The sequence below is a fragment of the Agrobacterium sp. CMT1 genome (assembly GCF_037203725.1).
GTDB classification, from domain to species: Bacteria; Pseudomonadota; Alphaproteobacteria; order Rhizobiales; family Rhizobiaceae; genus Agrobacterium; species Agrobacterium pusense.
Map to the genome: position 1 here is coordinate 20,954 of NZ_JBBCAR010000008.1, position 18,931 is coordinate 39,884.

The window sequence follows — 18,931 nt, forward strand, 5'->3', positions numbered from 1 at the left end:
TGGCAGACGGAATTTGGGGCTTAGCGGTCTTTTCTGCTCGTGTCGGCCGTAGATGGCTTGCTGTCGAGTTTCTTGTAGACATCTGCCAGCTTCGATTGCGGAGCTGGGCATTTTTTGCTTTTGGCGATCTCGGCAAGGACCTGATTGCGGTTACGTAAGGCGTCGATCTCCAGTTTTTCCGGCGATTTCGGGTCCATGAAGAAAAGGGCGGGCCAAAACAGAAGAACACCGGTCGCGCCAAGGACCACGTTCTTACCCTGCGCATCGGATCGTTCTTTCACCGTCGAGAGCACCTGGCGCTCATTGGCCTCGAATTCGCGCTTTATGCCGGCGCAATCGAAAGCGCTGTCGGCCGGGTTGGTCGAGGAGACCGGATTCGCCGCCCGACCACCGCAACCGGAAACGACAATGGCCGTTGCCACCAGCGCGGATACGAAAGGTAATTTGGAGGTGTTAAACGAAGATCTGATCATAATATTCTCTTTTGAAGCCTACCAGCGTGCCGTTACGCTGGCGAAAATGAGATTTCCGCGTCCGCCACTCACGCTGCTGGAAAATGCCTGGGAGTAGCCGAAATCGGCACTGATGTTTCCGCCCACGAGTTTCGCACCAACGGTCCAACTCGCGAGATAGCCGTCGGGAATATCGAAGCGATGCTGCGAGAACACGCGGCCATAATCGAGGCCCAGGTAGGGGCGTAATTCGCCCAGAACGGGCGCCAGACTTGTGCCCTCCCATGGCATTGTCCGCCAAACCAGTTCGTTGCGGCTGAAAAATCCGTTGTTACCGAATATGACGCTTTCCCTCAGGCCGCGTACGTTGCTGTAGCCACCAAGTCCGATCTGTTCTGCGCCAAACATGTTATCGGGCGAATATTGGGCATTGAGGAGCGTCGTTAACTCGAACCGCTGGCCAGCGGCCTCGAACGGCCGCGTTGCGGTGACAGTTGTGGTAAATTTCAGAAACCGAGGATCGGCCGTGCCGGCTCCGGGCTCGCCGGCCTCCACGGCGTCGAAGAGATCGAGGCCCTTATCAAGGGCAAAATCGAGGGCGATGACGCCACCCAGAATTCTCTGTGAACGCGACAAGCCCAGACTGCCAATCGTGTATCGACGGCTTCCCACCTCAATTCGATTGCCGAGAAGAAAGTTGTCCGTCTGCTTGTAGGTGAGACCGCCTCTGAGGGTCGTGATGGAATCCTTGTCGCGCAGAATGACGCGGTCTATGCCAAATCCAACCTGACCGGAATTGCCCGATGTTTCGATCGGTCCAAAATTGCCGGGGATGGTGCTCTCATATTCGTACCAGGAGCCATTCGTTGAAAAAGTCCAGTAGCCATAAGGTACACTTGTATTGACCGAATAGCTGTTGCTGTGCCCGCGGCCATCGTCGTCCCAAGGGTAGTCCGGGCCGCTACGCCCATAGGAGAACCCCAACTGATCATTGATGCCCAACAGGTCGTCTAAGCCGACGGAAACATTGGTCTGGGAGTAACCGGTACTCTCTTGACCGAGATTGTTGTTGGAAATGCTCGCATACCAGCGCTTGCGCGGCTTGTTCTCGACATTGAGGATAGACGTTCCATCTTCCTTGCCCGGCAACATCGAGGTTTTCGCGTCGTTCGATGACAGGCGATTGATCTGGTCCAGCCCCTGTTCAATATCGCGAATATTGGCCACCTCACCCTTCACGCCGGGAAAAGCCGTCGCGAATGAACCGTTTCTCGCAACAGGGTGGCCGTTAAGGTAGATATTCAAGATCGTGCCTTCGACGACCACCAATCGCAGCAGTTCTGTTCCGGCAATATCCTGTGGAGGAACATAGGCGCGAGACGTCACGAATCCCTTGTCGAGATAGAGGTCGGTGATGGCCTTGAGCAGAGTGGCGATATCCGCAACACCGATGCAGCGATTGTCGTAACGCTGCGTAATTTTTCTGAATTCAGCGGCGGACAGCCGTGTCGCACCTTCGATCTCCACGCGCGAGATATTGAAGCATGGGCCATTGGACTTCGCCTCGCCTCCTGGTGCCCTGTCCGCACGGCTAGTGACGCCACCAGGCGTGACCTGCTTCAGGTTTTCCAGCCGCTGCAACTGTTCTTGTTGTTCTTGCCGCCGGAAAAAATCATCGGCGGGCGACTGTGCACTTGCCTGCCCTGATGCGATCAGGCTCGCAAAAAGCGAAATGGCAAAGGTCCGCTTGAAAGCGTCCGTCGACTTAACGGAGGCATTCCGCTCTGCCCGCACGGCGACCGGGGATGTTGCGAAGATTCGAGTGGCCGGCGCAACTGCGAGATAAAAATCAGGAGGGAGTAGCCATCGGAAACCCGGAATGAAAGCAGCAAGTAGCATATTTGGGAGGCCTGCATTTGAAATGAAGTTTGTCGCGGCAATGCCGCCCATGCTTCACTCTGCAGCTATCCTTGCTGTCGATCCCCTACCGGGTGCATAGACCAGTTCATCTGATCCAAGAAGCGTTAAAGTAGTAACTTTCTTTGCGAAACGATAGTCGCAAGTCATTTGCCCAAGGAACCGCGCACGCTGAAAATTCACGTAATAATCAATCTTGCCAACACCATGGCATGGATATTATTTTTCATCCGTGAATTTTAAGCGCGATCCGCCAATCTCCATTCGTGCGTTTTCGCGAGTCAAACAACAACCAGAAGTTATTGCAACAAGCGTTGGTGTGCAAGATCGGATGGAAACCAAAGTTAAGGGGAAACTAAAATTGTTTCTCAGATGGGATATGAACGGTGGCGAGACAACGCAATTCAATGGCTAGAACCGATAGGTCAGACCGACCACCGGCCCGCTCAGCCTCGAATCAAAAACGTAACCGTCGTCTGAGTAATCCACGTCGAGCACCTTGTAACCTGCCGATACGGACAATGTGTCCGTGAAGATGTAGTTCACCGTCGCGAGCGCAGACCAGGTGAGATCCGATCCCGCTCCAAAGCCGCCGATATCGACCTGTCCCTGCAAGGAGAGTTTATCCGTGAGGTTGAAAAAGGCGCGCGCGCCGATCACGGGATCAACCCACCCGAAGCTTTCCTTATACGTGGCGGATACGCTGCCGATCAGGGGATGGCTGGCAGTGACCGCCACCGCGTTGGAGATATGCCAGAAGCGGGCTCCCGCCAAGGCGTCGAGGGACAATCCATCTGCATCTACGATCCGGTAACCGGCCTGTAATGTCGCCATGAATTCCTGCGTATCGACGTTCGCATCGATTGCGGCGCCAGCCGGAAGGGTGGGCAAACCCGGGATTTGCAGCGCCGGCAGCGGCCCGGCCGCCTTGCTGTCCGTGGTGTCGACATACATTAGATCGCCGGACAGGACGAAGCGGTCATAACGGCCCCAGATGTTCAAGAACCCGCCGAAGTTGAGATCCTCCATAAAATCAGAGAAGGATTTTTCGACATGAAGCGTCGGCGCCCGCCGGAACGGCGAGATATTGCCGTTCAAACCCGTCGCCCACAGATAACCCGTTGCCTGAAACGCCCAATCGGCGCCGTCAACCCTCGCGGGCAGGGAGCCGGGTTGATCCGCGGCTGAGGCCGCGCTTGCAGAAAAAGCCATAAGGGCCGCAAAAGCTGATAATTTTAGCAATGCCTTCTCCCCAACTAATCGCCCGTAGCTAAACCTATTTGACTCCCGCCAACAAGTCCGATCTTCTATCATACGCTGTATCTTGTACCGAAAGCACCGGAGACGTTTAAATGCGCCCGAAGACCCTGCCGCTTTTCTCTGCCTTCACCGCCGCCATGGTGTCCATCGCCACGCTCACCACGTCAGTTGCGGAAGCCTGCACGCGTTTCGTTTATTTGGGCGAGAATAATCAGGTAATGACGGCCCGTTCGATGGACTGGAAAACCGATGTGGGGACAAATATCTGGGTTTTCCCCCGCGGCATGGACCGTTCCGGTGAGGCCGGTCCGAACTCCATAAAATGGACCTCGAAATATGGCAGCGTCATTGCATCGGGTTACGACATTTCCACGACGGACGGCGTGAACGAGGCAGGCCTGGCGGCCAACGTTCTCTGGCTCGTTGAGTCGAGTTATCCCGTCTATGACGGTAAATCTCCGGGCTTGTCCATCGCAGCATGGGCGCAATATGTGCTCGACAATTTCGCGACCGTGGAGGAAGCGGTGCGTGCGCTCGAGAAAAACCCGTTCACGATCGTGACTGATAATGTCCCCGGCGAAGAGCGTCTGGCGACACTGCATCTATCGCTCTCCGATGGGAGTGGCGACAGTGCGATCGTTGAATATATCGATGGCAAGCAGGTCATCCATCACGGCCGCCAGTATCAGGTGATGACCAATTCGCCGACTTTCGACCATCAGTTGGCATTGAACGAATACTGGAAGCAGATTGGCGGCACCGTCATGCTGCCGGGCACGAACCGCGCGTCCGACCGTTTCGCCCGCGCATCCTTTTACGCAAACGCAATACCCAAAAGCGAAAACCCGGTCGAAGCCATCGCAAGCGTGTTCAGTGTCATCCGCAACGTCTCCGTTCCTTACGGCATCACGACCCCGGACCAGCCCAACATATCCTCCACCCGCTGGCGCACGGTGATCGATCACAAGCGCAAGCTGTATTTCTTCGAATCTGCGCTGACACCGAATATTTTCTGGATCGACCTGACGAAGCTCGATCTTTCCAAAGAGACGGGTACAGTGAAGAAACTCGACCTCGGCCCCAATCAGATCCATATCTATTCCGGCATGGCGAATGACAGCCTGAAGGAGACTCAACCTTTCAAATTTCTGGGGCTTTGAGTCTCATCCTGGCCGCTGCGGCTCCATGGTCGCCGGAGCGTCATGAAAAGCGGTAATGCAATCTCACACAGCCCTTGTCGATTGCTGTTGCACTTATCAGCGTCGGGCTTGCCCGATAACCGGTCAGAGGAAAGAGCGGCTGCCCGGAGCCGAGCATTTCCGGGATCACATATATTTCGATCTCATCCAGCGCGCCGCGCTCCATGAAGGCCATCTGCAGCCGGCCCCCGCCGAGCATCCAGACATCGCCGTCATCGAGAGCACGCAGTTCCTCGATCAGCGAATCCAGGTCGGCGCGCACTTCCAGCGCGCCTTTCGGCTGCTCGATCGGCCGCGACGTGACGACGATGACACGGTGGCCGTCATAGGCCCAGGGGCTCTGCTCCCCGGCAATGAAATCGTAGGTCGCCCGCCCCATGACCACGGTCCTTATCCCCGTCAGGAACAGGCGATAATCATGCTCGCCGAGGTCCATGTCGTCATACTTGTAGAGCCAGTCGAGAGACCCGTCTCCCGCTACGATCAAGCCGTCCAGACTGGCAGCTATATATCCACGAATGATTGCCACTCCACCCTCCTTGATTTATAAATCAATATTCGTTTATAAATATCCTCATGCCAAGACACAAGCTTGTTTCCGATGAAGAGGTACTTGACGCCCTGCTGCCGCTGATGTTGCAGACAGGGCCTGACGGCCTGACCTTTGCTGCCGCAGCCAAAGCCAGTGGCCTCTCTGCCGCTACGCTGGTACAGCGCTACGGCAACCGCGAAGACCTTGTGGAGTCCGTGCTGATGCGCGCATGGGACAACCTGCTGGCGCAGACGCGGACAGCGGACGAGGAGGAGCCGTTGACCCCACTGGGCGCGATATCCCTGCTGATGCGACTTATGCCGGGCGACGCTGCAGAACAGAACGCCTGTGACGGGCTCCTGCTGCTTAGAGAAGATATCCGCAATCCGAAACTCAGGGCGAAAGGTGCCCTCTGGGGCAAGTTTCTCGCACAATCGCTGGGGCGCCGGGTCTCGAAAGATGAACAATCCGCAGCCAGTCTCGGCTGGCAGATGGCTGCCGTCTGGCAGGGCGCGCACACGTGGTGGGCGTTCACCCGCAGTGAAGATGCGGATTCGGCAATTCGAAGAGCGCTTAAGGACTGGGTGGACATGGTGGAACAGGCTGGGCGGTGAACAGAAATCCTCATCGTTGCACCGACCTTTCGTCATCAGATGGGGCAAAAACGACACGCTATCCGCAAATAACGAGAAGCACCTGTGATTTATTCAAGCAGAGGTTGACTCTCGCCTCCAATCATCTCTAGCAAAGTCTCGCATATTCGCACATTCTAATGCTGGGGGGCATATGGGCAGCGGGCGTAGTTGGTGGAGTGACGTTGCCCGTGGTGCGGCGTCGAGTTTTCACGGGATACTGACGGCGGCTTGGCTTGCTCTGGCGCTCGTTCCCGTTTCGGTAACGGCCAGCCTCGCTCAATCTGTTTCGATGACGGCCACTCCCGACACGTTCACTCGGGTCGGCGACACCGTCCGCTTTGACTTCGTCATTGACACCGGCTCATACAGTTTAACAACGCTAGATCCCGCTAAGACGTCCATCAAGGAAAGGGACATCTCCTGTAACCCATTCAACAGCCCAACAGGAACCGGAGCGCAGCTTTTCTGCACGGCTACTTATCAAGTGGATGCTATGGATGTCATGTCCGGCCAGTTCACGGAACTAGCCTCATTCACCGGTCTCAGACTTGGCGGCATCCCTGTGTCGTTCCAAAGTAATCCGACTGTCGTTCGAGCCGTTGATGGCGGACCAGTCATTATTTCGGTAACATCTTCACCGAATCCTTCAATACCCGGACAAGAAGTTGCCGTGACCGCGACGGTTTCCTCGATGGGCTGCAACGCCGGCCAATCCCCTTCAGGCAGCGTCAATATTTCCATCGGTTCGCAATCTGCAAATCTCGGCCTGTCGCCGACAGGGCCAGTCAGCCCAGCGTCGTCCGCCACATTTCGCACCGCTAGCCTTGCGTCCGGCACCTATCAGGTAAACGCATCCTATTCAGGCGGCGGCGGTTGCAGCACGGGTACAGGCTCCGGCTCAAGCCACACGGTGGACACGAATCCAACGGTGACGATCAATCAGGCCGCCACTCAGGCAGATCCGACCTCTCGCTCTCCAATCCTGTTTGATGTTGTTTTTGACAAGCCGATCGTCGGTTTTTCCGCAGCCGACATTCAGCTTTCCGGCACCGCAGGAGCGACCAATGTCGCGATCACGGGCTCGGGCCCAAGTTACCGGGTTGCGGTAACCGGAATGAGCCGCGCCGGAACCGTCACTGCAGCCATTCCGGCCGGAAGCGTGATGACGCCCGCGGGGCTTCCAAACGAAGCGTCCACAAGTTCAGACAACAGTGTGACCTATGACCCGGTAAGAATTACGCCGGTCACGATTTCAAACCCTGTTTATCAGCAGTCCTATGGGCCGATTACCCTCTCCGCGGGTGGTGGCACCGCGCCACACACTTTTGCGGTATCGGCTGGTTCGCTTCCGCCCGGTCTCTCGCTGACAACCAACGGGGAACTCAGCGGCACCCCTACCCGAAGCGGCAATTTCCCATTTACGGTGACCGCAACGGATTCCACGGGCGGTACAGGCTCGCAATCCTATACGCTGGCGATCGCCGCTCCCGTCATCGAAATCAATCCGACCAGTCTTCCCGCGGCAACCTACGATACCGCCTACAGCCAGACACTGACGGCCTCGGGTGGCGCTCTCCCCCTAGTCCTTTCAGTAACCACGGGGACTCTCCCGTATGGCTTGACACTGTCGTCCGCTGGCGTGCTCTCCGGTACGCCGTTAGCAGCAGAGAATACGGCCTTCACCATTACCGCAACGGATGCAAATGGCGAAACAGGTAGCCGGGCCTATTCCATCAACGTCGCCCCCACCGTTCCCGATGCCCCGACAGGCATCTCTGCGACCGCTGGCGATACGCAGGCATCGGTATCGTTCCAGCCTCCGCAGAAAACCGGCGGCACCTCTATTTCGTCCTACATAGTCACCGCAAGCCCGGCGGACGTCATGCCCGTAACGGGACAGAGCAGTCCAATCATTGTTAACGGCCTGACAAACGGCCAAAGCTACACGTTTACGGTGACAGCCGAAAACAGTGTGGGGGCCGGCTCTCCCTCGGCGTCATCAAACAGCGTTACGCCGCGTGCAGCCCAGACAATAACGTTCACCAATCCCGGCACGCAGACATTCGGTACAACGCCCACTCTGACAGCGACAAGCGATTCCGGCCTGACGCCTGTCTTCACATCCAGCACCACAGCCGTCTGCACGGTTACAACGACCGGCATCTTGGCATTTGTATCGACCGGCACGTGCACGATCAACGCGGATCAGCCAGGTAACGACGATTACCTCGCCGCAACGCAGGTCACGCGTAGTTTCACGGTCAACCCAGCGGCGCCCATTGCAAACGATGTTTCGGTCACGATCCTGCCGGATTCGTCCAACAACGTTCTTCCCCTTGACATAACGGGCGGCGCAGCGACCACGGTTAATGTTGCGACTGCACCGGCGCATGGAACGGCGACCGCAACTGGAACCACGATCAGCTACACGCCGGCGCCGGGCTATACCGGCCACGACAGCTTTACCTACACTGCGACCAATGTCAGCGGTCCGTCGGCACCGGCGACGGTCAACATCAATGTGACTGCAACGACGCTGGTTTTCTCGCCCGCTCCCGGACGACTGGCCGATGCTTTTACTGCAGTACCTTACGCGGCCATCATCTCGGTTTCAGGTGGACGTGCACCCTATCAGTACGCAGTCGGCGGCACGCTTCCGAGCGGCTTGAGCTTGAATGCAGCAACGGGCGAAATCGCTGGCGTGCCGACGGCGGAGGGCGTCGCAAGCTTCAGTGTCACGGTGCGAGACGCAGATGATGTAGTAGCGTCGGCGATTTACAACATCGCCGTGCTGGCGCAGGCCCCGGTCGCAACCGATAGCGCAGTGACCGTGGCTGCTGACAGTACCGGTAACTCTGTCCCGCTAAACCTTTCCGGAGGCCGGGTCGACACGCTGGTCCTCGTCGCTGGCCCGTCACACGGCACGGCAACGGTGGCCGGAACCAGTGTCACCTACAGTCCCGCAAGCGGCTACTCCGGTACCGACAGCATCACCTATACCGTCAGCAATTCGTCGGGCAGTTCCACCGCCACCATTACCTTGACGGTAACGCCACCTCCCGGCGCGCTTTCACTCTCGCCCGCCGGCGGTGCACTGAAAGATGCGATGGCGGGTGAAGCCTACAGCCAGACCATAACTGGCTCTGGCGGCACCGCGCCGCTCATCTACGGTCTCACAGGCGGAACGTTGCCACGTGGAATGGTGCTCAACGTGTCGACAGGCGAACTGACCGGGCCGCTCGAAACCGAGACAGAAGGGGATTACACCTTTACCATCCAGGTGCGGGATGCGCGCGGAAGCACGCTTTCTGTTGGCTATACGCTGAAGGTGACCCCACGTGAAGTGAGTGTCGAAGATCAGCTGATCGAGGTGAAAGACGGGGCACCGAAAAATGTCAATCTCACCGCAAAAGCCACGGGAGGCCCATTCACGGGCGCCGATCTGACGTACGTGACTCCACAAGGTGCCGGGCAGGCGTCTATCGTATATGGCGAGTTCGCGCAGGCTGGCCCGGTCCAGTCGACGGGGTTATACCTGAAATTCGTACCGAACCCTGCGTTTAAGGGCGCCGCGAGGGTCGGCTTCCGTTTGAAAACCGCAACAGGAGTGTCAAACGAGGCGACAATCACGTACGATATCAAAACATATAACGAGGATGCGGTCGAACGAGAGATAGACCGCCTCGTGCACGGTTTCGTCAGCACAAGACAGAATCTTCTTGCTTCAACCATCAAGGTTCCGGGCCTTCTGGAACGCCGGCAGATGGCCAGTGCAACGGAGGCCGTGACCTCCCGCGCAACACCGTCCGGTGAAGGGATGGTCCTCGCCTTTTCCACCAGCCTCGCCCAGATTGAAGCTGCCCGCGAAAGGTCCGATGGAGTGACGGAGAGCGAACTGCCAGCCTTCAACATCTGGCTGGACGGTACGTTTCTCGTTCACAATCGTGATGAATCGGGTAGCAAATGGGGCAGTTTCGCCATGGTCTCGGCCGGCGTGGACTATCTGCTTTCCGACAAAGCTCTGCTGGGCTTCTCGTTTCACTTCGACCGGATGACCGACCCCACCGACGGTGACAATGAACTGACCGGCAACGGCTGGCTCCTAGGCCCGAACGCATCGCTCGAAATCGCTAAGGGAATTTTCTGGAGCAGTAGCCTTCTTTATGGAGGGTCCGCAAATGACATCGATACGCCCTTCTGGGACGGGTCGTTCGATACCACACGCTGGCTGTTCGACACGTCGATTTCCGGTCGATGGGATATTGATGACGTTACGACTTTCACGCCGAAACTTCGTGGCGTCTATTTTTCCGAGACAGTTGACGATTACGCCGTGGGGAATGATGCCGGCGACAGGATAGACTTGGAAGGTTTCCGCGAAGAACAGCTCCGCGTTAGCCTCGGCGCGGAGGTGGCCCGTCAGATTGCGCTTGAGAACGGCTCGATCGTCACACCGAGATTCGGGGGTACTGTCGGCGTCTCAAGTCTTGACGGATCTGGCGCATTTGGCTCCCTCGCGACGGGTGTTTCCATGGAGACGGCGGAAAACTGGTCGCTTGATGCAGCACTCCTTTTCAACATCGAGGGCGATGGGGAAACCTCGGCAGGCGCGAAACTCGGCGTCAGCAAGAAATTCTAGGCGCAAAGGCAAGTAAACCGAAGCGCCGTCCCGTTGGCTGGCCTGCCTCACCACCGCGGCGGCACGCCGTTGGCATGACATCAAAAAACCACTTGACCTCAACCGCGATAGAGGTCCTAGAAGTACTGTCACCTTGATTTCGCAAGGCTCTTTCACGCTCTTGAGCGAACAGTTGACAAAGGAATACCCCATGGCTTTCCAGCTTCCCGACCTGCCCTATGCCCATGATGCGCTCGCCCCCTCGGGGATGTCCGAGGAGACGCTGAAGTTCCATCATGATCTTCATCACAAAGCCTATGTCGACAATCTCAACAAGGCGATATCAGGGACCGAGTGGGAAAACAGGAACCTCGAAGAGATCGTCCGAGGCACCTATGAGAAGGGTGCGGTGGCACAATCCGGCATATTCAACAACGCCTCCCAGCACTGGAACCACACTCTCTTCTGGGAAATCATGGGGCCTGAGCATCATGCGATGCCCAAGGTGCTGGAAGAGGCGCTGACACAGTCCTTCGGCTCGGTAGCATTGTTCAAGCAGAATTTCGCCCTTGCCGGCGCTTCCCAGTTCGGCTCCGGCTGGGCGTGGCTGGTGGTTGATACCGATGGTTCTCTGCAAATTACCCGCACTGAAAACGGGGTCAATCCGCTGTGCTCCGGACAGAAGGCGCTTCTTGGCTGCGATGTGTGGGAACACAGCTATTACATCGATTTCCGCAACAAGCGCCCGGCCTATATCGAGAACTTCCTCGATAATCTGGTGAACTGGCAGGCGGTCGCCGGTCGTCTCTGACCTGATTGAACCAATCTGGCCGGCGCCGCTACCTCGTGCGGCCTGTCGGCTCAGGCGCAGCCGGACAGCCGCCGTCCGGCTGCCATTCCGTTCGAGCACCCAGATGCCCTATGTCGTCACCGAAAACTGCATCGCCTGCAAATATATGGACTGTGTGAACGTCTGCCCGGTCGAATGTTTTTATGAAGGCGAGAACATGCTCGTCATCCATCCCGATCAATGTATCGACTGTGGCATTTGCGAGCGAGAGTGCCCCGCCGCAGCGATCAGGCCAGATACGGAGCCGGGACTGCACGTCTGGCTCGACCTTAACCGCCACTATTCCGGCATTTGGCCGCGCGTGCATCAAAAGAGAGCGCCGCCAGACAATGCCGATATCATGAATGGCGCGGCGGCCAAGTTTTCCATTTTTTCGAAGAATCCGGGAGCGGGCGGTTAGCCCGGCGTCGCATGTCTCATACTCTCAAGCTCATCGATGGCGGTGCGGTCAATCACGCGCATCTTCCGCTGAAAGGCTCCACTACGCCGGCAGTCTCACCACGTGAGTTCAAGGACGCGATGAGCGCCCTCGCCTTCACCGTCGCGGTGGCCTCATCCGCCCATGGGGGTGAGCGGATCGGACGCACGATCACCTCCTTCATGCCGCTCAGCGCGGAGCCACCGCTTCTGATGATCTCCATCGACGCCAGCAGCCGTATGGTCGACCTCGTAGCCGCAAGCCGGCGGTTTTCTGTCGCCGCGCTGTCCAGGGGCCAGGAAGAGATCGCCGACGTTTTCGCGGGGAAGGGAAACCTGCCGGATCGGTTTTCGATCGGCCAGTGGGATTCCTGGCCTTCAGGAAGCCCTCGGCTTGCCGGGGCGCTACTCTCCCTTGATTGCGAGCTCGTCGGCTCCGTTGATGCCGCCGACCACATCCTGTTCGTTGGCGCCATCACCGAATCGATCCCGGATCCCTCACGCAAAGCCCTGCTCTGGAGCGATCGCTCCTATACCGGCAGAGAGACGAGGGGCTAGCGATCCAGGGTTCCCCCCCCGACGACCTCAGATACACAGCGTCTTTCAGTCGGCTTTAACACTCCCACAAAGTGGCGAGACCTTGGCAGTCAATTATGGGATCTTGCAGCCTGGTAGAACACAGCCAGCGACCCAATACCTGCCGCAGCAGATTTATTACCGAGCCTTTAGGCATATCACCGTCCTGTCGTCACTGAATTCGCCCGTTGTGGATCCCTTCACCGACGGGTAGTCGCTGAGCTTGTGAAAATCTGCTGCCTCGACGCGGGCAAATTCCGCTTCCCAGTCTGCGACGTCGATGCCGCTTGGCAATGACAGATAACCATCAGAGAAAATTTCGAGGCTTGTGACCGTGTCCTTGGCAAGGGATAGATCGACCAAGCCCTCCCCTATCACCTGCCCACCGTTGATCGACGCGTAACCGAGAACATGGCCCTGCCTGTTTGCATAATGTGGCTGGACACGAATGCCGCCCATCAGAAACTCTTCGACCGCTTCCATATCGTTTTGAAGGCCGCTTGCGACAGCCGCGGCGGCGACGACTTTTTCGGCTTCCGGCATCGGCATGATGCCAGCTTTAACAGCAGCGTGAAGGCCGGAAAATATGGTGGCGCGGGTTTTTGCCTCAGCAGCATCGCCGTCCCCATGTGTCGCCAGGAGCCCTTTGAAAACATGAATTCGCGCCGACGTGCTGACCTTGTCTATCAGCTTGGCGTGCTGCAGCAGGCGGGTACCGTTGATACGCACACCAGAATCCCCGGCCAGAAGCAGGCGAAAACTGTCACCCAGATCTGCGACAATCGCGAGCGTTGTGGATGGCGGATGGCTTGCATTGATGCGCTTCGCCTCGCATTTCAGGAGGTCGCTGATACTTTGAAACAGAGCTGCCGCCTCACAGCTTTGCAAGGTGCCCTTTATGCTCATCTCGGCGACCGCGTTTGCTGCGGCAAGTGCGGCGATACGGCCGGAACTCAGCCCGTCGTAACTTGCTCCGGTCGGATCGGTCGCACCGTCGAAAACAGCCAGCACCCGGCCGGGAAGAAGAACTGCCACGTCGTCCCCCGGCGTTGCGGCGTTCTTGTATTTCGATTGCGAAAAGCTCGCGATATTCATTTTGTTGATTTCCTTGCAGAGGGGAGCGGACGGCGACACGTCGGTCACCGCAGCTATTATCTTTACTGGGGTGTAAGAGGTCAGACGAAGGAAGCTTCCTTGTCTTCCGAAAGGCGAAAGACGACGAAGACACAGATCCCGGTGCTAACCAATAGTACGGTCGAAAGCGCGGCCGCAGCCCCGAATTCACCGTCGATTACCTGGATGTAGATCAGGACCGGCATGGTAATCGTGCGCGCCGTATAAAGGATCAGCGTCGAGGAAAGTTCGTTGATGGCGGTGATGAAGCTCATCAGCGAACCGATGATGAGGCCTGGCAACATCAATGGCACCGTCACCGACAGAAATGTCTTTGCGGGTGAAGCTCCAAGATTAACCGCCGCCTCCTCGATCGATGGCTTGATCTGCCTGAGGATCGATGTCGTGGATCGGACGCCATAGGGCAGCCGGCGTATGAACACCAGAAGAATGATGATGAGCGCCGTCCCGGTGATATCGAAAGGAGGATATCGGAACGTCGTGACGTAACCGATCGCCATAACGACGCCCGGAATGAGATACGGCACCATCAACAACAGATCGAGCGAGCCGGAAACGGCATTATCGCGCCTAACGACGATAAAGGACAGGAGTCCGGAGACGACCGCGATAAGCACCACTGCGGCCAGTGCGAAGGTAAAGCTGTTGGCGATGGCCTGAGGGGAATCCCTCAAGATGCGAGCATAGCTGTCAAACCCGAAGCCACCGGAAAAGACGGGGCCGTTCGTCGCCAGGAAAGATGTATAGATGACCGTTAGAGAAGGTAGCATGGCAATGAACACTACCAGATAGCAGAAACCGTGAACGATGAATGACTTCAGCGGGCGCATCGACTGCTTAACGGGTCGGTTGGTCAGGGAGCTGGCGTAACGGCGCTTGGCGAGAATGTGCCGTTGGAGAAGAAGCGCTGCCATGGAAATCCCGATCATTACCATTGAAATCGTGACGGCCATGGTCGGCGTGCCCGCCATTTCGGAGGTATATTGCGCATAAGCAATCGTCGACAGCGTCCTGATGCCCTTGCCGAGAATGGCGGGTGTTCCGAAGTCGGCGATGGAAAGCACGAAGCAGATGATCGCACCTGTGCTGACTGCTGGAAAAACAAGGGGCAAGGTGATTTTGCGGAAACGCTCAAACGCCGTGCAGCCAAGGTTTTCCGCCGCATCCTCATAAGACTTGTTGATGGTGTTCAGGGCATTTTCCGTCATCAGGAAGATATAGGGGAAGAACTTCAGGCTGAAGACCATGACGATGCCGGGTATTCCATAAATCGTTGGCAATGAGATGCCGGCAAAAGACAAAAGGTTGGTGACCGCACCGTTGGCACCGAACAGCATGATCCAGGCATAAGCACCGATGAAAGGCGGTGCGCAGAGAACAAGAACTGCAAAGGTCGCGATGAATGTGCGTCCCTTGATGCGATAACGCGACGTGCAAAATGCAAGCGGGATCCCAAGAAGACAGGCACCGAGCATGCCCAGGACGCCGATCAGCAATGTGTTCCAGAGGGCCACGGTGTAAAACCGGCGCGTGAACACCTCCGCGTAGTTGCTGAGCCCGAACGCACCGGTCTTCGCATCAAAAAAGCTGATGAAAAACACACTGAATATCGGAAGGATCAGGAAAATTGCCAGCAAGATCACGGCAAGCGCCGTGACACTTGTCCAGAAACCCGGCAGCCGCAGGCGGAAACCTCCAGGCGTTGAAGTGGCGGTCATATCCGTCATGACAAGCGCTCCCCCGTCACACCTTCACCGAAAAGCTGAGTATCGGCCGCCCGCCAGGAAAAGGTTGTCTTCTGGTTCGGCTCAAGGGCGATGATCTCTGGTGACGGCTTGGTGATTGCCTCGATCTCTTCACCCGAGGAGAGTACGGCCGCCACGTTCATTTCACGTCCGGTGAAACTGACCTGACGGATGGTCACGGGCAGGTCGATGCGGTCTTGAGCAGAGATCGCGGAAGGACCCACTGAAATCGCCTCGGGGCGGATCGCTGCGACGACCTTCCGTTCCGGTGAAATCGCATCCGCTTGCGGCAGTGCAACCTTGTGGCCTGACAGGAATATCTGCCCGCCCGTGCGATCAAGCGTCAGGAAGTTATTGGCCCCAACGAAAGACGCGACGAAACGGTTAGAGGGATTATTGTAGACTTCCCAGGGTGGCGCAGCCTGCTGAATTACTCCCCCATACATGACGCAAACCAGATCGGACATGGCGAGCGCCTCTTCCTGATCATGGGTAACATAGACCGTCGTGATGTTCATGGCCTGCTGGATTTCACGCAGTTCCCGCCGCAGGTCCACGCGCAGTTTGGCGTCGAGGTTGGATAGCGGCTCGTCCATCAAGAGCACTTTGGGATTAATGACCAGTGCGCGCGCGAGGCCCACACGCTGCTGCTGGCCGCCGGAAAGCTCGTGCGGCATGCGCTTGGCATACGGAGCAAGCTGCACGATATCGAGGATCTTGGCGACTCGTTCGCGGATCTCGCCGGACGATGCCTTACGTTGCTTCAGACCGAAGGCAATATTATCGAACACGGAAATATGCGGAAAAACTGCATAATCCTGAAACACCATCCCGACATCACGCTTATGGGCGGGCACATGCTCAATCGTCTGTCTTTCGATGCTGATGCTGCCACTGTCCTGTTGGTGAAACCCGGCGATCGTGCGCAAAAGGGTGGTCTTTCCACAACCGCTCGGGCCAAGCAGCGTGAAAAATGATCCAGAAGGAATTGAGATGCTGATGTCGGAGAGTGCAACGACATCCCGATAGCTTTTCTTGATGCTGTTAATCTCAACGGCGGCCATGTGCTGCTCCAAGAATATCCTGCGCGGCGCGCGACCACGATGGACGGAATGAAAATGTGGATGTGAACGAGTAGAGGGGGGACGGCGCGTGATGCGCCGCCCTATGCTCTTACTGGACGTCGAGAAGTATCTCGTTCCATTTTTCCATCAGGCGCGATCGGTTGTCGGCAGCCCACTTGAAATCGTATTTCGCATCAGGAACATCCGAGAGCGGAACAAGTGCCGCGTTTGCCGGAACATCGGTTCGTACCGACCGACGGCCGGCTTTCACCACGACTTCCTGCGCTTCCTTGGACACGATGAAATCGATGAAAGCCTTGCCGTTCTCGGCGTTCGGCGCACCCTTGACGAGCGCCATACCATCGGGCGCTATTGCCGTGCCTTCTTGTGGGTAGACAATCTCGACCGGAGCGCTGCCTAGCTTGTAACGCAGAGCGGCATCTTCGAGCGTAATGCCTACGGCCTGCTCGCCATCATTGACAAAACGTGGAACGGCGCCGGAAGAGGTGGATAGGACAGAGTTACCAATGATGCCGGTATAGATCTCCCAGCCCTTCTCCTCACTGTCGAAGTCCTGCAAGACAGTTGCCATCTGGATGTATGCTGAACCAGATTGATCAGCGCGGGCCGAGGAGATCAGGCCCTTATATTCAGGCTTGGCGAGATCGGCCCAGGACGTCGGAACCGGCGCGCCTTTCAAAGCCTCTTTGTTGACAATGAAGGCTGTCACGACAGCTGTGAAAGGCACCCAGTTCGCACTCGGCGAAAAAGCTGTGTTGATCGCGGCCGCTTCGACAGGCTTGTAAGGCTCGAAAAGATCAGCGGAGAAGTCGATGACGGTGCCGTCAACGCTCCAGATCACGTCGCCCCCCGCCTTGCCGCTTTCTGCCTTAATGCGGTTCATCAGCTCGCCGGATCCAGCTTTAACAAGCTCCACCTTGGTGCCGGTCTTCTTTTCAAACATTGGCAACAACTCGTCCATGAGCTGCTGCGGCGCTGCCGAATACACCACGACAGTGCCTTGTGCGTGGGCGAGTGCGGCGCTTGCTAGGAATGCTGCGCCAGTAAAAAGGCGCGCGAAAATAGTGCATGATTGACGCATGAGGATCTCCGTTTTTTGTTCCCTGACAGACGAGGACTTGCGACAGGTTCTTGCTATTTTTGGTGTCGTTGCTCGTTGTCTGATATTTATTTTCTTTACGTAAATTAATAAGTCAAGCGGCGATCGGTTCTAAAATTCCTAAAGGCCCTAGTTCATTGATAAAACGGGGAATTAAGGAAACTCAATTCGCCTCATACTGGCTCGATATGCCTCTGACTCATCGAAATTTGCTGTACAACCGCTTGGTTTGCGCTATTCATCCGGCGTAACGTCTCGCAGGAGAATGGTTTGATCGACCTCGGCTACAATGAGCGGCGACTGCTTGAAATCTTGCGCGGAAAGGGAGGCATGTCGCGTATCGAGCTGGCACGCGAGATGGATGTTTCTGCACCGACCCTAACACGCCTGACCGCAAATCTTCTCGAATCCGGCCTGATCCTCGAGGCGGAGGAAGCTCGCAGTGGCGGCAAGCGCGGCAAACCCTCCACGGCAATTGAAATAAACCCGAATGGACTATTCACTCTGGGGGTCTATTTCAATCCAGACGATCTGCGTGTTTGTATCGCCGATCTGAACGGCACGATCAGGCAGGAAATTCGGTCCGAACTCGAAGGGCACAGTTTCGAACACATCATGGAAATGGCTGAAAGGGCTTCCCGCCAAGTGCTGGAAAAGGCTAAAATAAGAAAGAAGGATGTCCTGGGTTGCGGCATCAGCTTTCCGGGCCACTTCAAGCGCGATCGAGGCCATGTGTTTCGCATCAGGCAGTTCGAGAACTGGCGCGATATAGACGTCGAAAAGGACTTCCAACCCTATTTCGATTTCCCGGTCTTTCATGAAAACGACGGCAACACCGTCATTCTCTCAGAGCTTTATTACGGTGCGGGCCGCAGTATCCGTAACTTTGCGATGATCTGGTTGACATATGGTATCGGCGGCGCCGTCGTGGTGCAGCGTCATCTTTATCGCGGCACGAACGGAAATGCTGGCGAGTTTGGTGGCCTGTTTCCCAAATCACATCCTCGTCCCTCCGGACAGGATCTTTGCGACACGCTCGCCGCCCACGGGGTGGGTGTCCGGCGCTTAAGGGATATTGATGAAAGCTATCGCGACCATCCGGCGGTGGTTACCTGGCTTGAAAGGGCAACGGACCAGCTGCGGGTGTTGGCTCTGACCGTCGCCCGCACGATGGATCCCGGCGCCATCATTTTTGGCGGATCACTGCCCGATTGGATTCTCGACCATATCGTGGAGCGCATCGGGTCGCTGGAAATGCTTGGCGAGGATTTCTTCGTGGAGCCCCCCGAAATACGCAAATCGATGATGAGTGACTTGCCGCATCTCGGTGCAGCCAGCATACCGATCTACCGTGCCACGACGCCCAGCTATTATTCAGGTAGGGCGCTGAAGGGATGGGCTTAGCCGCTGTT

General features: G+C 56.9%; 15 protein-coding genes. 7 read left to right on the forward strand and 8 right to left on the reverse strand.

Going from position 1 to position 18,931, the window contains the following annotated elements; translation table 11 throughout:
- Positions 1 to 20: 20 nt before the first annotated feature.
- The 3 genes from WA845_RS13345 to WA845_RS13355 all read right to left on the reverse strand — a co-directional run bounded on the left by WA845_RS13345 (position 21) and on the right by WA845_RS13355 (position 3,581).
- Positions 21 to 473 (reverse strand): hypothetical protein, encoded by a 453-nt coding sequence (locus tag WA845_RS13345; protein WP_337322387.1) that lies wholly within the window; start codon positions 471 to 473, stop codon positions 21 to 23.
- An 18-nt stretch (positions 474 to 491) separates the two neighbouring features.
- The gene (locus WA845_RS13350; protein ID WP_337322388.1) at positions 492 to 2,402 is read right to left on the reverse strand and encodes a ShlB/FhaC/HecB family hemolysin secretion/activation protein; all 1,911 of its coding nucleotides are present in this window, start codon (positions 2,400 to 2,402) and stop codon (positions 492 to 494) included.
- A gap of 378 nt (positions 2,403 to 2,780) precedes the next feature.
- Positions 2,781 to 3,581 carry a hypothetical protein gene (locus WA845_RS13355; protein ID WP_337322425.1) on the reverse strand — a complete coding sequence of 267 codons (801 nt, stop codon included), beginning with the start codon at positions 3,579 to 3,581 and terminating at the stop codon, positions 2,781 to 2,783.
- Positions 3,582 to 3,721: 140 nt separating this feature from the next.
- On the opposite strand from WA845_RS13355, the gene WA845_RS13360 reads away from it, so the two are divergent.
- On the forward strand, positions 3,722 to 4,789 hold the full coding sequence (locus WA845_RS13360) for a linear amide C-N hydrolase (protein WP_337322389.1): 1,068 nt from the start codon (positions 3,722 to 3,724) through the stop codon (positions 4,787 to 4,789).
- Positions 4,790 to 4,829: 40 nt separating this feature from the next.
- On the opposite strand, the gene WA845_RS13365 is transcribed toward WA845_RS13360, so the two are convergent.
- Positions 4,830 to 5,357 carry a dihydrofolate reductase family protein gene (locus tag WA845_RS13365; protein ID WP_044459928.1) on the reverse strand — a complete coding sequence of 176 codons (528 nt, stop codon included), beginning with the start codon at positions 5,355 to 5,357 and terminating at the stop codon, positions 4,830 to 4,832.
- A 47-nt stretch (positions 5,358 to 5,404) separates the two neighbouring features.
- Between WA845_RS13365 and WA845_RS13370 the strand changes: the two genes are divergently transcribed.
- The 5 genes from WA845_RS13370 to WA845_RS13390 all read left to right on the forward strand — a co-directional run bounded on the left by WA845_RS13370 (position 5,405) and on the right by WA845_RS13390 (position 12,438).
- The gene (locus WA845_RS13370; protein WP_337322390.1) at positions 5,405 to 5,974 is read left to right on the forward strand and encodes a TetR/AcrR family transcriptional regulator; all 570 of its coding nucleotides are present in this window, start codon (positions 5,405 to 5,407) and stop codon (positions 5,972 to 5,974) included.
- Positions 5,975 to 6,146: 172 nt separating this feature from the next.
- The gene (locus tag WA845_RS13375) at positions 6,147 to 10,634 is read left to right on the forward strand and encodes a putative Ig domain-containing protein (RefSeq protein ID WP_337322391.1); all 4,488 of its coding nucleotides are present in this window, start codon (positions 6,147 to 6,149) and stop codon (positions 10,632 to 10,634) included.
- Positions 10,635 to 10,824: 190 nt separating this feature from the next.
- Positions 10,825 to 11,424: a superoxide dismutase gene (locus WA845_RS13380; RefSeq protein ID WP_004438975.1), complete on the forward strand. Its 600-nt coding sequence runs from the start codon at positions 10,825 to 10,827 to the stop codon at positions 11,422 to 11,424.
- A gap of 103 nt (positions 11,425 to 11,527) precedes the next feature.
- Entirely contained in the window at positions 11,528 to 11,863 is a 336-nt protein-coding gene (gene fdxA, locus WA845_RS13385; RefSeq protein WP_337322392.1) for a ferredoxin FdxA, read from the forward strand.
- An 11-nt stretch (positions 11,864 to 11,874) separates the two neighbouring features.
- Positions 11,875 to 12,438, forward strand: a complete 564-nt coding sequence (locus tag WA845_RS13390) for a flavin reductase family protein (protein ID WP_337322393.1) — start codon at positions 11,875 to 11,877, stop codon at positions 12,436 to 12,438.
- A gap of 156 nt (positions 12,439 to 12,594) precedes the next feature.
- On the opposite strand, the gene WA845_RS13395 is transcribed toward WA845_RS13390, so the two are convergent.
- The 4 genes from WA845_RS13395 to WA845_RS13410 form a co-directional block, all read right to left on the reverse strand.
- The gene (locus WA845_RS13395; RefSeq protein WP_337322394.1) at positions 12,595 to 13,551 is read right to left on the reverse strand and encodes a hypothetical protein; all 957 of its coding nucleotides are present in this window, start codon (positions 13,549 to 13,551) and stop codon (positions 12,595 to 12,597) included.
- Positions 13,552 to 13,631: 80 nt separating this feature from the next.
- Positions 13,632 to 15,317, reverse strand: coding sequence for an ABC transporter permease (locus WA845_RS13400; RefSeq protein WP_337322395.1), 1,686 nt, complete (start codon positions 15,315 to 15,317; stop codon positions 13,632 to 13,634).
- Positions 15,314 to 16,399: an ABC transporter ATP-binding protein gene (locus WA845_RS13405; protein WP_337322396.1), complete on the reverse strand. Its 1,086-nt coding sequence runs from the start codon at positions 16,397 to 16,399 to the stop codon at positions 15,314 to 15,316. Before WA845_RS13405 ends, WA845_RS13400 begins: the two co-directional genes overlap by 4 nt.
- Before the next feature lie 109 nt (positions 16,400 to 16,508).
- Positions 16,509 to 17,501: an ABC transporter substrate-binding protein gene (locus tag WA845_RS13410; RefSeq protein ID WP_337322397.1), complete on the reverse strand. Its 993-nt coding sequence runs from the start codon at positions 17,499 to 17,501 to the stop codon at positions 16,509 to 16,511.
- Positions 17,502 to 17,789: 288 nt separating this feature from the next.
- On the opposite strand from WA845_RS13410, the gene WA845_RS13415 reads away from it, so the two are divergent.
- Positions 17,790 to 18,923 (forward strand): ROK family transcriptional regulator, encoded by a 1,134-nt coding sequence (locus WA845_RS13415; RefSeq protein WP_108081245.1) that lies wholly within the window; start codon positions 17,790 to 17,792, stop codon positions 18,921 to 18,923.
- The last annotated feature ends 8 nt before the right edge of the window (positions 18,924 to 18,931 follow it).

Excerpts from the sequence above, each read along its gene's own strand:
- WA845_RS13390 (WP_337322393.1), top strand. The coding sequence starts at position 11,875 with ATGTCTCATACTCTCAAGCTCATCGATGGCGGTGCGGTCAATCACGCG.
- WA845_RS13355 (WP_337322425.1), bottom strand. The coding sequence starts at position 3,581 with ATGGCTTTTTCTGCAAGCGCGGCCTCAGCCGCGGATCAACCCGGCTCC.
- WA845_RS13375 (WP_337322391.1), top strand. The coding sequence starts at position 6,147 with ATGGGCAGCGGGCGTAGTTGGTGGAGTGACGTTGCCCGTGGTGCGGCG.
- WA845_RS13350 (WP_337322388.1), bottom strand. The coding sequence starts at position 2,402 with ATGGGCGGCATTGCCGCGACAAACTTCATTTCAAATGCAGGCCTCCCA.
- WA845_RS13380 (WP_004438975.1), top strand. The coding sequence starts at position 10,825 with ATGGCTTTCCAGCTTCCCGACCTGCCCTATGCCCATGATGCGCTCGCC.
- WA845_RS13360 (WP_337322389.1), top strand. The coding sequence starts at position 3,722 with ATGCGCCCGAAGACCCTGCCGCTTTTCTCTGCCTTCACCGCCGCCATG.
- WA845_RS13400 (WP_337322395.1), bottom strand. The coding sequence starts at position 15,317 with ATGACGGATATGACCGCCACTTCAACGCCTGGAGGTTTCCGCCTGCGG.
- fdxA (WP_337322392.1), top strand. The coding sequence starts at position 11,528 with ATGCCCTATGTCGTCACCGAAAACTGCATCGCCTGCAAATATATGGAC.
- WA845_RS13405 (WP_337322396.1), bottom strand. The coding sequence starts at position 16,399 with ATGGCCGCCGTTGAGATTAACAGCATCAAGAAAAGCTATCGGGATGTC.
- WA845_RS13395 (WP_337322394.1), bottom strand. The coding sequence starts at position 13,551 with ATGAATATCGCGAGCTTTTCGCAATCGAAATACAAGAACGCCGCAACG.
- WA845_RS13345 (WP_337322387.1), bottom strand. The coding sequence starts at position 473 with ATGATCAGATCTTCGTTTAACACCTCCAAATTACCTTTCGTATCCGCG.
- WA845_RS13410 (WP_337322397.1), bottom strand. The coding sequence starts at position 17,501 with ATGCGTCAATCATGCACTATTTTCGCGCGCCTTTTTACTGGCGCAGCA.
- WA845_RS13370 (WP_337322390.1), top strand. The coding sequence starts at position 5,405 with ATGCCAAGACACAAGCTTGTTTCCGATGAAGAGGTACTTGACGCCCTG.